This is a genomic window from Pseudoalteromonas ulvae UL12, from assembly GCF_014925405.1.
GTDB classification, from domain to species: Bacteria; Pseudomonadota; Gammaproteobacteria; order Enterobacterales; family Alteromonadaceae; genus Pseudoalteromonas; species Pseudoalteromonas ulvae.
In genome coordinates this window covers 59,236-70,467 of record NZ_AQHJ01000021.1, presented here as the reverse complement: position 1 = coordinate 70,467, position 11,232 = coordinate 59,236, and the positions used below count along the sequence as shown (strand labels likewise).

General features: G+C 38.4%; 13 protein-coding genes. 7 read left to right on the top strand and 6 right to left on the bottom strand.

Annotated elements, in window-relative coordinates; genetic code table 11:
• Nucleotides 1-910 precede the first annotated feature (910 nt).
• The 3 genes from PULV_RS02040 to PULV_RS02030 all read left to right on the top strand — a co-directional run bounded on the left by PULV_RS02040 (nt 911) and on the right by PULV_RS02030 (nt 3,812).
• Nucleotides 911-2,080: a hypothetical protein gene (locus PULV_RS02040; protein WP_193330820.1), complete on the top strand. Its 1,170-nt coding sequence runs from the start codon at nt 911-913 to the stop codon at nt 2,078-2,080.
• Nucleotides 2,081-2,164: 84 nt separating this feature from the next.
• Nucleotides 2,165-2,392, top strand: coding sequence for a hypothetical protein (locus PULV_RS02035; RefSeq protein WP_193330819.1), 228 nt, complete (start codon nt 2,165-2,167; stop codon nt 2,390-2,392).
• Nucleotides 2,393-2,723: 331 nt separating this feature from the next.
• Complete coding sequence (locus PULV_RS02030) at nt 2,724-3,812, top strand: DNA-binding protein (protein ID WP_193330818.1); 1,089 nt, start codon at nt 2,724-2,726, stop codon at nt 3,810-3,812.
• A 56-nt stretch (nt 3,813-3,868) separates the two neighbouring features.
• On the opposite strand, the gene PULV_RS02025 is transcribed toward PULV_RS02030, so the two are convergent.
• The gene (locus tag PULV_RS02025) at nt 3,869-4,234 is read right to left on the bottom strand and encodes a hypothetical protein (RefSeq protein WP_193330817.1); all 366 of its coding nucleotides are present in this window, start codon (nt 4,232-4,234) and stop codon (nt 3,869-3,871) included.
• A 782-nt stretch (nt 4,235-5,016) separates the two neighbouring features.
• Between PULV_RS02025 and PULV_RS02020 the strand changes: the two genes are divergently transcribed.
• Complete coding sequence (locus tag PULV_RS02020; protein ID WP_193330819.1) at nt 5,017-5,244, top strand: hypothetical protein; 228 nt, start codon at nt 5,017-5,019, stop codon at nt 5,242-5,244.
• A 331-nt stretch (nt 5,245-5,575) separates the two neighbouring features.
• Entirely contained in the window at nt 5,576-6,664 is a 1,089-nt protein-coding gene (locus tag PULV_RS02015) for a DNA-binding protein (RefSeq protein WP_193330818.1), read from the top strand.
• 56 nt (nt 6,665-6,720) lie between these two features.
• Here PULV_RS02015 and PULV_RS02010 read toward each other — a convergent pair whose 3' ends face one another.
• Nucleotides 6,721-7,086 (bottom strand): hypothetical protein, encoded by a 366-nt coding sequence (locus PULV_RS02010; protein WP_193330817.1) that lies wholly within the window; start codon nt 7,084-7,086, stop codon nt 6,721-6,723.
• 646 nt (nt 7,087-7,732) lie between these two features.
• On the opposite strand from PULV_RS02010, the gene PULV_RS02005 reads away from it, so the two are divergent.
• Both PULV_RS02005 and PULV_RS02000 read left to right on the top strand, forming a co-directional pair.
• Nucleotides 7,733-8,023, top strand: coding sequence for a hypothetical protein (locus PULV_RS02005; RefSeq protein WP_193330816.1), 291 nt, complete (start codon nt 7,733-7,735; stop codon nt 8,021-8,023).
• Nucleotides 8,016-8,966, top strand: a complete 951-nt coding sequence (locus tag PULV_RS02000; protein ID WP_193330815.1) for an integrase domain-containing protein — start codon at nt 8,016-8,018, stop codon at nt 8,964-8,966. The genes PULV_RS02005 and PULV_RS02000 overlap by 8 nt, the downstream gene beginning before the upstream one ends.
• A 41-nt stretch (nt 8,967-9,007) precedes the next feature.
• Here PULV_RS02000 and PULV_RS01995 read toward each other — a convergent pair whose 3' ends face one another.
• The 4 genes from PULV_RS01995 to PULV_RS01980 form a co-directional block, all read right to left on the bottom strand.
• On the bottom strand, nt 9,008-9,718 hold the full coding sequence (locus tag PULV_RS01995) for a zinc-finger-containing protein (protein WP_227009337.1): 711 nt from the start codon (nt 9,716-9,718) through the stop codon (nt 9,008-9,010).
• 116 nt (nt 9,719-9,834) lie between these two features.
• Complete coding sequence (locus tag PULV_RS01990; protein ID WP_193330814.1) at nt 9,835-10,215, bottom strand: hypothetical protein; 381 nt, start codon at nt 10,213-10,215, stop codon at nt 9,835-9,837.
• 85 nt (nt 10,216-10,300) lie between these two features.
• Nucleotides 10,301-10,630 (bottom strand): hypothetical protein, encoded by a 330-nt coding sequence (locus PULV_RS01985; RefSeq protein WP_193330813.1) that lies wholly within the window; start codon nt 10,628-10,630, stop codon nt 10,301-10,303.
• A 128-nt stretch (nt 10,631-10,758) separates the two neighbouring features.
• Nucleotides 10,759-11,229, bottom strand: a complete 471-nt coding sequence (locus PULV_RS01980; protein ID WP_193330812.1) for a hypothetical protein — start codon at nt 11,227-11,229, stop codon at nt 10,759-10,761.
• Between the last annotated feature and the right edge of the window lie 3 nt (nt 11,230-11,232).

Here is an 11,232-nt window from a genome sequence, read left to right as displayed (position 1 = left end):
ACAACGTGGGCGATATGTAGCAATTGAATCAGGACGCTTGCAGAGCTACAACGTGGGCGATATGTAGCAATTGAATCAGGACGTTTGCATAGCTACAACGTGGGCGATATGTAGCAATTGAATCAGGACGCTTGCAGAGCTACAACGTGGGCGATTTGTGGTAATTGAATCAGGACGTTTGCATAGCTACAACGTGGGCGATTTGTAGTAATTGAATCCGGACGCTTGCAAGGCTGCAACGTGGGCGATTTGTAGTAATTGAATCCGGACGCTTGCAGAGCTACAACGTGGGCGATTTGTAGTAATTGAATCCGGACGCTTGCAAAGCTACAGCGTGGGCGATTTGTAGCAATAACCCACAAAAAAAAAGTGAGTGTTGATAAAAATCAACCTCTCACTTCTTTGTTTAACTTAACTTCCGCAATGAGCTTTGTTAAGTACTCTCTCTTTTGGGCTTTTGTCTTCAGACAAAAGTTCGAGCAAATACCGTCATTAAAACACTTGCAGAAGTTACACATAGTTGCTCCTCATTTGCGATGCTAAATTAGCTCGCTTAACTTTTGTGTAATCAACTGTTCGATTTGCCCTAATACGCATCCATTTCCATGTAAGAATGCCAATAGGCAAAGCGCATTGAAAAACAATTGTGCTGATGAAATCAGCAGTTATAAGTCCTAGTTCGTACATAATATTCACCTTTATTTGACTAATACACCCGAAAAAACCCTTTTCCAATAAGGCTCTTTCGTGGTGTATTAGCCAGCAAACACTATGTCGTGCTAAGTAATATCTAATTCGCGATAGCTAATGCTTCGCTTTTTTTATATCAACGACACCAGTATACCGAAAATAATGTATGATTCATCACGTAGCGAGAAAAAAAGTTCATCGCATATATTGGAGATACATTATGAATAGTTCAATTTCAGAATTCTTACAGCAACATTTTGGTCTTGGCCGAGATAGCACTGCTTTCCAAAGCTTCAGACCCGAATGCTTACAGCAACCCTTCTATACAAACCCTAAAGGTTTTTTAAAACAAAACCCTAAGTACGAAGCTCCCACACCATACGATTACGGCCACTTCAAAGAAGTAACCGGTATGAGTACAGGTGATATATGCCGGTGGCTATCAATTGATAACCGTAACTTCAATGGCATGATCTCACAAACTGCGTATGAGAATGGCGCTAGAGTTCCTAGCAATATGTGGGGGATGTTAGTTGAGTCAGCAGGTATTATAGAACGCTTGATCATTAAGCCTCGTTTTGCAGATGTGCGAGAAGAGGTGTTAGAAACATCCGTTATTCTACCTACAAAACATGAGCTTTACTTATTAATCGGCTTGTCTGGGCGTAGTGTTGAAAGTGTTTCAGAAGAGTCCGGTGTAAATCTTAATAAGCTTATTGATAATGTTCATAGAGGGGATACGATCATCAATGATGATTTGGAATATGTTACCCCTAAGCATGACTTTTCTTTAACTAATATTCACTCAGCCCAGGTGTCACTCGATGTAGGTGAATGGCAAGCAATAAGAAAAGCTCTAGGCATAAAAGACTCCACATATATTACAAAGGTTCCATCTATTAAAGAGTCTGCTTTAAGCCCTGAATTCACCTATCGTTCCCCATACAAGGAATGGCGTGATAAAGCAAAAGAAGGTGGTTACGAAGATGAAAAACCGCCACTTGAAGAATTACGCCAATTTTACGCGGCTGATTACGAAGATGAACTAAGCGGAGATATGCGTTCTAGGGTTTTTAGAAACAAAGCTAAGCCTCATTATCCTATCACCACAGTAGAATACGCACCACCTGAACCGCTAGAATTAAGAGCGATGTTATTTTGGACTGGTTTTACTTTTGGCGAGTTAAGTATGCTGCTAGGAATTAACACAGAAACATTAAAGTTTCTTGCAAGTTCAAGAGCAATCGACCACGTATCCCATAACCCCAAAACAGGTAAAAAAGGAAAACCCAGGACTAAAACCTTGAGATATAGCAATTGGCGTAGGTTCCTCGAAGTATTCAACCTGGTGCATCAAAAGCAAATTCGCAGAGCAGGTGGTATAGACTAAATTATTTTATATACCAAATAGCCTTCCTTACCAGTGTTAAAATAAGCACAGTTTTAATTCACTAATTTATCGGTAAAGAAGGCTATGACAGACGATGAAGTAAAGAAAGGTCGGGGTGCTCCGCAAAAATCAGACGAAGATAAATTACACCCGCGTTTCACATTAAACCTTAATGACGAACAAAACCAAATATTCGAAGATGCGGTTAAACTCACAGGTAAAAAGCGCTCTTTATTTGCCAGAGAAGCAGTAGTTCAAGCGTCAATTCAGGTCGTAAATCCACCAAACAAAAAAAACACAGATACACATTAGGTTTCTACATGTAGAAACCTACCTCTTTCTGCAAGACAACTCCCCCTCTTATTTCTGTTTTACAAAAAACACCTGAACCAAACGCCACAACCCTATTACATATATCGACTAGGATTTATATCCAATCAACACAAATAATTACTAAACAAATTCATTTACGTGTAACCCATTGTAATTTAATAATTTATTTCCCTAATAAAAGATGGTGTTAATTGAAAGAAATTAATGATTAAATTTCACTCATATTTATTGTTTGTTTGTTTGTTTTTCATTTGTTTGTTTGTTATATTACAAACATACAAACATTACTATTCTATGAACGAGGGGCAACATGGCCAGAGAAAGAGCTTTTACAGATCAGCAGGTAATTGATGCAGCCAACAACTTATTAGCCGAAGGCAAGAACATAAACGGCACATCCTTACGCAATAAAGTGGGTACAGGCCGTCCATCAGCATTGATGGACGTATATAAAGCACTTGAGTCGGATGGAAGGATTTTGGCCCCTACAGTTCCTGAATTACTTGAACAAACTATTATTCATCAGGAATTACCTCCTGAAGTGTCTGAAATGTTATCTGTAATCCTTGGCGATGTTGAAAAGTTAGTTCACCAGATTAACGACCATGCTCACCACACTGTTGAACAAAGACTTAATAAGGCAATAATTGAAGCAAACGAACACGCGGCAAATGCGGCCAAGCGTGAGGCAGATTCTATTGAAGAGCAGGACAAAGCCTTTGAGCAACTTGAAGATGCATTGGAGGTAATATCTGAGAAGCAGGAAGAGCTTACTCACGCAAACAAAATTGGGAGTCAACTAAAAGCCTCGCTAGATGTAGCTAATAGCGAAACAAAGGCAGCTCTATCCTCTGTAGCTGAGCGTGATGAACGATTAGCAAAACAACAAGTTCAAATATCAGAAATGCAAAAAGCATTGAACCTGGCTGAATCTGAAAAAGCAAAAGCCCTGGGGCATGTCGAGTCTTTAACTCAACAGTTAGATCAGAAAAACAAAGAAATATCGACCTCAAAAGCAAATATTGAACAGCTTCAGAAAACAAACACAAAAGCCGGTTCAACAATAGAATCTCTTACCAAGCAGGTAGAGAAACAAAGTCAGGCAATTGAAGCTGCAGCAGCTAAGAACGAGCAGCTACAACAAGCAAGCGCTAAGGCAGACGCCAAAATTGAATCACTCATTGAACAAGTAGATTTGAAATCATCAGAAGCCTCTGAGCTTCAGGCTAAGCTAGACGAAATTAATTCATTAAATATTCGTACACAGAGCCGCGTAGACACCTTAACTAAAGAATTAGATAAGTGCGAAACATTCTTAAACAAAGCCCAGTCAGAGTTAAGTGACTCTCATAAGGTTTGCGCCAAACTTGAAGGGCAGCTAATGCAATACCAACAATAACATTTTAGACAGAAAAAAACCGGCATAAGCCGGTTTCTTTATTCAGGTTACTTTAATTAGCTTTTCTTGGTGTGTACGCGAACACTTTGCAACAAACCACGATAGTTAACATAAAGCGCATCTGACTTTTTGGCTTTAGACGGCTCTCCGTGTAAATCCTTAACTTGGACTACAACAAGAACTGCCGCGTCAGCTTTAGCAGCTTGAGCTTCCTTAAGTTGACGCTCAGCACCACGAAGACCTTCTGTTTTATCAGAAACGATAAAACTACCATTTAAGTAACGTGTTTTACCGCCTTTGTCTTCACCAGCCATTAATGAAATTTCTGCAACTTCAGTACCACTAGGTAATACTGAAAGTTTTTTGAAATAACCAAAAGCAGTTGTGCCGATAAAGTCTTTAGATGTATTTGAATCAGTCATGATATTTTCCTCTTTACGATAATCAAAATTTCGTTATTACTTAACAATCACAAACAGTATACCTATCTATTTTTGAATAAAGGGGGACTAAAAATATTTAATCTATCCAGCTTTGTATTCTACATGTAGAAGCAGAGTTACCCACAATTGCCACGACAGATTATTCCTCCGGTCTGTAGTGGGCGCATGATGGATAACTCAATATTCGAACTTGAACGACTATCGTGCTACTTCGATTTCAACACATGACAACAAAAAAATTATTCGAACTTTTGATCTAAATCGATATTAAAATGATCTGACGATCTAGCTATGTCACATCACAAGCAAAGCCTATTTTTGCCACCGCTCCAAAGTCGCGGCGGGGTAATGGTGGTCGTTTCACTCCCCCTCTAAAGTCAAATTGCTCGGGCTTTCAGCGCCTCAACATTTGCCTGGGGGCCACGGCCCCTCCGACACATCAATTTTGGACTGGTTTTACTTTTGGCGAGTTAAGTATGCTGCTAGGAATTAACACAGAAACATTAAAGTTTCTTGCAAGTTCAAGAGCAATCGACCACGTATCCCATAACCCCAAAACAGGTAAAAAAGGAAAACCCAGGACTAAAACCTTGAGATATAGCAATTGGCGTAGGTTCCTCGAAGTATTCAACCTGGTGCATCAAAAGCAAATTCGCAGAGCAGGTGGTATAGACTAAATTATTTTATATACCAAATAGCCTTCCTTACCAGTGTTAAAATAAGCACAGTTTTAATTCACTAATTTATCGGTAAAGAAGGCTATGACAGACGATGAAGTAAAGAAAGGTCGGGGTGCTCCGCAAAAATCAGACGAAGATAAATTACACCCGCGTTTCACATTAAACCTTAATGACGAACAAAACCAAATATTCGAAGATGCGGTTAAACTCACAGGTAAAAAGCGCTCTTTATTTGCCAGAGAAGCAGTAGTTCAAGCGTCAATTCAGGTCGTAAATCCACCAAACAAAAAAAACACAGATACACATTAGGTTTCTACATGTAGAAACCTACCTCTTTCTGCAAGACAACTCCCCCTCTTATTTCTGTTTTACAAAAAACACCTGAACCAAACGCCACAACCCTATTACATATATCGACTAGGATTTATATCCAATCAACACAAATAATTACTAAACAAATTCATTTACGTGTAACCCATTGTAATTTAATAATTTATTTCCCTAATAAAAGATGGTGTTAATTGAAAGAAATTAATGATTAAATTTCACTCATATTTATTGTTTGTTTGTTTGTTTTTCATTTGTTTGTTTGTTATATTACAAACATACAAACATTACTATTCTATGAACGAGGGGCAACATGGCCAGAGAAAGAGCTTTTACAGATCAGCAGGTAATTGATGCAGCCAACAACTTATTAGCCGAAGGCAAGAACATAAACGGCACATCCTTACGCAATAAAGTGGGTACAGGCCGTCCATCAGCATTGATGGACGTATATAAAGCACTTGAGTCGGATGGAAGGATTTTGGCCCCTACAGTTCCTGAATTACTTGAACAAACTATTATTCATCAGGAATTACCTCCTGAAGTGTCTGAAATGTTATCTGTAATCCTTGGCGATGTTGAAAAGTTAGTTCACCAGATTAACGACCATGCTCACCACACTGTTGAACAAAGACTTAATAAGGCAATAATTGAAGCAAACGAACACGCGGCAAATGCGGCCAAGCGTGAGGCAGATTCTATTGAAGAGCAGGACAAAGCCTTTGAGCAACTTGAAGATGCATTGGAGGTAATATCTGAGAAGCAGGAAGAGCTTACTCACGCAAACAAAATTGGGAGTCAACTAAAAGCCTCGCTAGATGTAGCTAATAGCGAAACAAAGGCAGCTCTATCCTCTGTAGCTGAGCGTGATGAACGATTAGCAAAACAACAAGTTCAAATATCAGAAATGCAAAAAGCATTGAACCTGGCTGAATCTGAAAAAGCAAAAGCCCTGGGGCATGTCGAGTCTTTAACTCAACAGTTAGATCAGAAAAACAAAGAAATATCGACCTCAAAAGCAAATATTGAACAGCTTCAGAAAACAAACACAAAAGCCGGTTCAACAATAGAATCTCTTACCAAGCAGGTAGAGAAACAAAGTCAGGCAATTGAAGCTGCAGCAGCTAAGAACGAGCAGCTACAACAAGCAAGCGCTAAGGCAGACGCCAAAATTGAATCACTCATTGAACAAGTAGATTTGAAATCATCAGAAGCCTCTGAGCTTCAGGCTAAGCTAGACGAAATTAATTCATTAAATATTCGTACACAGAGCCGCGTAGACACCTTAACTAAAGAATTAGATAAGTGCGAAACATTCTTAAACAAAGCCCAGTCAGAGTTAAGTGACTCTCATAAGGTTTGCGCCAAACTTGAAGGGCAGCTAATGCAATACCAACAATAACATTTTAGACAGAAAAAAACCGGCATAAGCCGGTTTCTTTATTCAGGTTACTTTAATTAGCTTTTCTTGGTGTGTACGCGAACACTTTGCAACAAACCACGATAGTTAACATAAAGCGCATCTGACTTTTTGGCTTTAGACGGCTCTCCGTGTAAATCCTTAACTTGGACTACAACAAGAACTGCCGCGTCAGCTTTAGCAGCTTGAGCTTCCTTAAGTTGACGCTCAGCACCACGAAGACCTTCTGTTTTATCAGAAACGATAAAACTACCATTTAAGTAACGTGTTTTACCGCCTTTGTCTTCACCAGCCATTAATGAAATTTCTGCAACTTCAGTACCACTAGGTAATACTGAAAGTTTTTTGAAATAACCAAAAGCAGTTGTGCCGATAAAGTCTTTAGATGTATTTGAATCAGTCATGATATTTTCCTCTTTACGATAATCAAAATTTCGTTATTACTTAACAATCACAAACAGTATACCTATCTATTTTTGAATAAAGGGGGACTAAAAATATTTAATCTATCCAGCTTTGTATTCTACATGTAGAAGCAGAGTTACCCACAATTGCCACGACAGATTATTCCTCCGGTCTGTAGTGGGCGCATGATGGATAACTCAATATTCGAACTTGAACGACTATCGTGCTACTTCGATTTCAACACATGACAACAAAAAAATTATTCGAACTTTTGATCTAAATCGATATTAAAATGATCTGACGATCTAGCTATGTCACATCACAAGCAAAGCCTATTTTTGCCACCGCTCCAAAGTCGCGGCGGGGTAATGGTGGTCGTTTCACTCCCCCTCTAAAGTCAAATTGCTCGGGCTTTCAGCGCCTCAACATTTGCCTGGGGGCCACGGCCCCTCCGACACATCACAAGCAATTGTGTCGTAGGGCGCGCGCGCTCTAGGTGAGCGTTTCACACTCACCTAGAGCGCGCGCTACCGTTGGCCCCCAGACAAATTTGCTTTACGTTTTATCTTGACGCCTTTTTTGAGCAAATTTTTTGATATGATCTATGACAATTTTAAAACTTTTTGAAGTTCAAAACAGAAAAAAATGACCAGTGACAAAGATAAAAAACAAGCAGGAATCGAACGGTATGAATTGCTTGAAACGCAAATTGATGACATTAAGCGTCGTAGAAAAAGAAGACGACTAAGCTCAAGCAGACTCAATCGTTATCTTAACGACATTCTATATTTGCGCATGGTTGAAGAAGCAAGCTATGCCGATATTGCTCTTTGGCTACGCCAAAACAAACGTATAAGAGTAACTAAACAAGCAGTGCAACAATTCACAAAAAAGCACCTTGATACTGTAGATAAAGAGATAGGTATAAATGGCTAAATCACTACTTGAGCAATCTGAAGCTCTACTGAAAAAACATTTGGCTATGGGTAAATCTAAATCCAATGTTGGAAATATTGGTAAAACACCATACAAGCAATTTACTTCGATGAGAAGCTATAAAGAATCAGCTTCGACATTGGCTAGGATTGCCGAGTCTATGGGTGTATCACGGTTAAAGCATATTAATATAGAAGAAGCTCAAGAATTTTTAATTTCAAGAAGAGAAGCCGAACGAGCAGGGCAAAATGTTCTACATGTAGAAATTAAGGATAGATCTAACCAAAGGCTTTTGACCCAAAAAACTTTGGACGCTGAGCGCAAAGCGCTCTCTATACTACTGGGATTACCAATTGCTAGAGTATATTCAGCAGCATCCAATGCTGCAAAATCTAGGTCATATACTGACTTTCAGGTTAAAGCAATATCTGAAGCTCAAACTACACGTAATGCTTTGGCAACAAAAATAGCTCATGCTGCAGGTTTACGTGCTCACGAATTATTGCAAATAAGAAAAGCTGACGAATTACAAATCACATCAAATAGGCAGTGGAGTAAAGAGCGCTTTAATGGCTTAGATGGTGAAAGGTATGTAGTAGCAGGGAAGGGAGGGCTAGTACGCGAAATAAGAATACCGTCTGATTTAGCGAAAGAGCTTGAAGCAAGGCGATATGAAACCCCAGTTGAAATAATGGATCGTAAGGTTAAATATACATCCCACTATGACATTGGTGGTGGAAACTCATTTTCAAAATCATTCTCAACTGCAAGCAAAAGAGCATTAGGCATGAGTAATGGCGCACATGGTTTGCGTCACCAGTACGCTCAATCCAGAATGGCACACTTAACAGGTAAAGGCTATTCGGATAAACAAGCTAAGTTAATAGTCTCTCAAGAACTGGGACACTTCAGGGCTTCGATAACCGGTGTATATTTAAGGTAAAATAAAGATATCCACAAAATTTGTGGATATCTTGTAGTTAATCAAGGCACCCCTTTAGTTATGTATTTATGTTTCATTGTTCTAATAACTCTATAAACATTTCGTGCTTCTTCAATACTTCTTATTAATGCTATATGAAATGACCATCCCAACTCTTTACTTAAATCCGCATAAATTTGACTTCTACTCACTAACCCGTCTTTCCATATTGGGTCTAATAAGATATGAATATGTTTACGTGCGTTGCGTAACTCTTTAGAAGGAATGTGACCCAAAGGCTTTATTCTAGTTTTAGTTTTGTGATGACACCCTACATAATTACTACAACCATCACAAATCCAAAACGGTAAATTAGATACCCCTTTGCTATGTGGATAAATTTCACGGCCATTAGTTAGCCTAGCTTCAACATCTATTTCACATTTGCAGCAATATATGGTTAAACAATATTGTTTATACTCTACTAAGATGTTTGTTTTTCCTACCAAAACAACCCACCAATAAACTAATCGCATGGCATCAGAAAATTGACTTTCACCTATTTTTTCTTCTCTCCACTTTGTTGTCATATATTTAATATGCTTCGGTTTAATTGAATAAGGTGACATTCCTCTATACCCTCCTTCTAAAAGCGTATCAACAATAAAGTCTATTATTCTATCTTTATCCCTAACAAGGTTAGAAAAACCAGCACCGTTATAGCTCAACATTCTTTTTAATGAGTATCTTAGTTTTTGCTTTTTACCCAACATTACCTCCATATTTCGCTAAAAGAATTTTAACAGCTTATAACGAATATATTACGCCCAAAAAAAAGGCACCTAAAGGTACCTTTTACTGTAGATATCGGCTACGCCGAATATCGTTCTTAGAATTGTTGTGCCAAAAAATCTGGATCACATGCCCTAGCTTCAGAAGCTTCAATCAATCGCATTGTAGGCCTGAAATCAACAGTTTCTTTATACAACGTATAAATGTAACCTTTAAGTTCAGGACTATTTTTCTCCAACAGTCGGTCAAGTACTGAAAGCTTAATATCGCTTGCATCGATACCATCTAACACATCACAGATAAAGCTACCAAGCCAATCAGAGCCTGAAGATAATTGTGAATGGCCAATTACTTGTCCAGATATATTTGCTGAAATAATCTCTACCATAGTGATTGAGAATCCAGATACATTTTTAGGATACATTGTTATATTTTCCTTATACGCGATAGCTTCTGCTTCGCTTTTGTTAAAAGTCATGTTAACTATACATCGTAATGGTTTTCATATTCTTCACGTAAAAAAAAAGCACCAGAAAGGTACTTTTTAATGTAAGTAAAAGTCATCATACCGTTGCTTCTAAAAACTCTTTTACATCTTGACTTAACTCACTTTCGTTTTGTTCTAAAGGATAGAACTCAATATGTGACATCAATAGATCAAATGTGCTTTCATCTATCTCTTTGATAGACGAAGGGTATGTAATAAAGCCATCAATATCGAAACATGGTCTACTATACATATCCTTATCAAAGCTACCACAATTCATACCTTGAGCAACTTCAGCTTGACACGCTTCAGGCCGCATAGCCGATTTACAAACTCTTGTGATAGATTCAACTATTTCGCCAATTCTAAATTCTGTTGTAATTAAATAGTGTTTTTCATTACTCATATTATTTACCTAATACGCGATAGCTATTGCTTCGCTGTTGTTAAAAATCACGGTAATTTTAACACTTTCTCCGAATCTTTTTTTAAACCAAAAAAAAAGGCCGCAAAGCGACCTTATTGAATACAACCTTAAATGTTATCAATGATATGCACATCACTTCCCTGGAGGAGCGCTTGAGCACAGTTGTCAGTTTGAGCAGTTTCGTCAGACCTTTTATAAAAGGTAGGTAACTTGTAAGGATTATATGTAATCACTATCTCATCACCTTTTAGAGACTGGGCCGACTCAGACGCATCAACGATATAGCCTTCACAGAAAGCATGTACGTTTCGACGCTGCTCTCTAAGAACTCTTTGCCTCGACGCTTCACTTACCTTAAACTTACAATCTTTAATCAAGACAGAACGAGCATATCCAATTACCTTTCCCTTATTTTCACCTTCAATAGCTAGAATAGAATAAAACTCAGGCTTATTAAGGTTTCGATACACTCTAACCCTCATCAAATGCTTGCAAATCCTAGTTACTTTACCAACTTTAGATTCAAAAGCACCATCGACAAACATAGACTCTTTTAGTCCATTTGACTCCGTAGACATCAC

Bases quoted from the DNA above. Each gene is read 5' to 3' on its own strand.
- PULV_RS02040 (WP_193330820.1), top strand. From the start codon at position 911: ATGAATAGTTCAATTTCAGAATTCTTACAGCAACATTTTGGTCTTGGC.
- PULV_RS02035 (WP_193330819.1), top strand. From the start codon at position 2,165: ATGACAGACGATGAAGTAAAGAAAGGTCGGGGTGCTCCGCAAAAATCA.
- PULV_RS02030 (WP_193330818.1), top strand. From the start codon at position 2,724: ATGGCCAGAGAAAGAGCTTTTACAGATCAGCAGGTAATTGATGCAGCC.
- PULV_RS02025 (WP_193330817.1), bottom strand. From the start codon at position 4,234: ATGACTGATTCAAATACATCTAAAGACTTTATCGGCACAACTGCTTTT.
- PULV_RS02020 (WP_193330819.1), top strand. From the start codon at position 5,017: ATGACAGACGATGAAGTAAAGAAAGGTCGGGGTGCTCCGCAAAAATCA.
- PULV_RS02015 (WP_193330818.1), top strand. From the start codon at position 5,576: ATGGCCAGAGAAAGAGCTTTTACAGATCAGCAGGTAATTGATGCAGCC.
- PULV_RS02010 (WP_193330817.1), bottom strand. From the start codon at position 7,086: ATGACTGATTCAAATACATCTAAAGACTTTATCGGCACAACTGCTTTT.
- PULV_RS02005 (WP_193330816.1), top strand. From the start codon at position 7,733: ATGACCAGTGACAAAGATAAAAAACAAGCAGGAATCGAACGGTATGAA.
- PULV_RS02000 (WP_193330815.1), top strand. From the start codon at position 8,016: ATGGCTAAATCACTACTTGAGCAATCTGAAGCTCTACTGAAAAAACAT.
- PULV_RS01995 (WP_227009337.1), bottom strand. From the start codon at position 9,718: ATGTTGGGTAAAAAGCAAAAACTAAGATACTCATTAAAAAGAATGTTG.
- PULV_RS01990 (WP_193330814.1), bottom strand. From the start codon at position 10,215: ATGACTTTTAACAAAAGCGAAGCAGAAGCTATCGCGTATAAGGAAAAT.
- PULV_RS01985 (WP_193330813.1), bottom strand. From the start codon at position 10,630: ATGAGTAATGAAAAACACTATTTAATTACAACAGAATTTAGAATTGGC.
- PULV_RS01980 (WP_193330812.1), bottom strand. From the start codon at position 11,229: ATGTCTACGGAGTCAAATGGACTAAAAGAGTCTATGTTTGTCGATGGT.